The organism is Pseudomonas neustonica, from assembly GCF_003797945.1.
GTDB classification, from domain to species: domain Bacteria; phylum Pseudomonadota; class Gammaproteobacteria; order Pseudomonadales; family Pseudomonadaceae; genus Halopseudomonas; species Halopseudomonas neustonica.
In genome coordinates this window covers 1-1890 of the sequence record NZ_RKKU01000066.1, presented here as the reverse complement: position 1 = coordinate 1890, position 1890 = coordinate 1, and the positions used below count along the sequence as shown (strand labels likewise).

Below are 1890 nucleotides of genomic sequence, written 5' to 3'. Positions count from 1 at the left end.
GCGCTTCATACACGATCTGACGCGCTACCGGGGCTGACCTTGGCAAATGTTCGGGAAATCGCCTCGCCCAAGAGCGCTGTGCGTAGGCCTCCAACATACGGAAAGTGTTTTTACACACTCTGGGCCGATACCTGCCGGTGGTGAAGGACGGCTATTAGCCGAAATCTACTGCTGGATATGACTATCGAAGGCGCAGCGGGCCATCGACATGTACTAATGCTTGCAGGGTGCCCATGTGCCCCACCTGAGGCAGTACTCAAATTAGTCACTTACGCACTCATGACCAAAACTAAGCATGCGCAAGCTGGGCAACGACGACTTTAAATGGTTTGCTCGTAATTTGAGCTAGATGTGATCGGCGCAATGCTATTCTGTAATTTGGACTGCTCGTTGTGTTGAAGGTATCTAAATGTCGAGCTCAAAATATCATGTAGATGTCCGTCCCAGCAGCCTTGGAGCCGACACCCCAAACTTTTGGACAATTGCAATAAGGCTTTCTCTGATGAGTGAGCGTGAGCGGATTAGCGGCATTCGATCCGGGTTTTCGGTTACCTGGCTACTTACTGCCAAAACGGCTTTTGACCTAAATGAATCAGCCATTGCCAATTTTGCAGGCATTGCTGTGAAATCGCTTCGGCAACGATCGGAAAAGACGAAATTGCTCGGCTTGCCAGCGTCTGAGCGATTTGACCGACTCGCTCAGGTGGCGGTGCTCTCAGAAACTGTTTTTGAGGCTCGGAGCGCAGCCAGGGACTGGATGATCACCCCAAATGATAGCCTGGGTGGTGAAGCGCCTTTTTTTCTCTGTAGAACCGAGCTTGGAGGTCGCCAGGTTTCCAGGGTGCTCCGTGCTATTGAGTGGGGTGGTGTTGTCTGATGCGGCCTCGTGAAAGGTTCTTTCTCTCAGATTTAACCAGCTCCACGTTCTATACTTTCTGGTGTATCCAATGAGCAGAGCGTGCGAGAAATACTTTCCTACTTGCTTGGGCGCAGATGCTTCCTTCCCAGCGTCACCGAGGTTTACGATATGGGAGTTGTGGAAAAAACGATTGTGAACGGCAGTCACCTACAGATACTTGAGCTTACGGTTGAGACGCTTGAATATTGGAACGTTAGCGCTAGTAGCATCTGCCGGATATTGTGTCTCGGTGTGCATGAGCTCGCAGGTGGACATAGCAAAGCCGATGGTATCGACGATTCATGTGTTTTGACCACAGAGCAATTGGAGCGCTCAAGGCTTGTCTTGGAGTTGAGGATTATCATCAACGCGACTTTCGAAAACCCTGCCAATCGAAGAAGATTTATACACATGGCCATCCCCCTTTTCAGTAGGCGTACATTTCTAGACATGTTGGAAAATGATGGCACCAATGCGCTGCGCAAGGCGGTTTCGCAGCTAGGTGCCCAATCGAGGTGGATCTGGTAGCTGCTCTTTGGCTGTGTTCGGCTCGTTTCCGCACCGGCGTTATGGTCGGGCAGATTCCAGGCCTAGCCACGACCTTTACCGTGCAAATCTAGAATGGTACGACACGCTGTTTGGTAAGCGTCATCGGACATAAATGCCACTTTGTCAGTCAGAATAGTCCTGACGGCTTTATCAAACGCAGCGTCAACGATAAATTCTGAGACTGGTTGGCCGCAGATATCCGCCGCCCTCTTGATACGGTCTAGCTCATCAGAATTAAAATTTACATCTAGCCCGCATTGATCGGCGTCTGTCATCGGCACGGCTTCTGCAATGTGTGGGGCATGAGAGGGGGCTTATTGAATCGCCCCTAGTTTCGTAGACACCTCCAGGCCTTATAATCGAGGCACCCAGGAGGTCCAATGAGCAACTCACGCTACACCGAAGAATTTAAAATTGAAGCCGTCAAACAGGTGGCTGACCGA

2 protein-coding genes are annotated in these 1890 nt (G+C 50.7%); one reads left to right on the top strand and one right to left on the bottom strand.

Features of this window, described 5'->3' with window-relative positions; translation table 11 throughout:
- Positions 1-502: 502 nt before the first annotated feature.
- Positions 503-877 (top strand): antitoxin Xre/MbcA/ParS toxin-binding domain-containing protein, encoded by a 375-nt coding sequence (locus EF096_RS20110; protein ID WP_235869811.1) that lies wholly within the window; start codon positions 503-505, stop codon positions 875-877.
- 611 nt (positions 878-1488) lie between these two features.
- Here the strand turns inward: EF096_RS20110 and EF096_RS21065 are convergent.
- Positions 1489-1722, bottom strand: a complete 234-nt coding sequence (locus EF096_RS21065; RefSeq protein WP_123891514.1) for a type II toxin -antitoxin system TacA 1-like antitoxin — start codon at positions 1720-1722, stop codon at positions 1489-1491.
- Between the last annotated feature and the right edge of the window lie 168 nt (positions 1723-1890).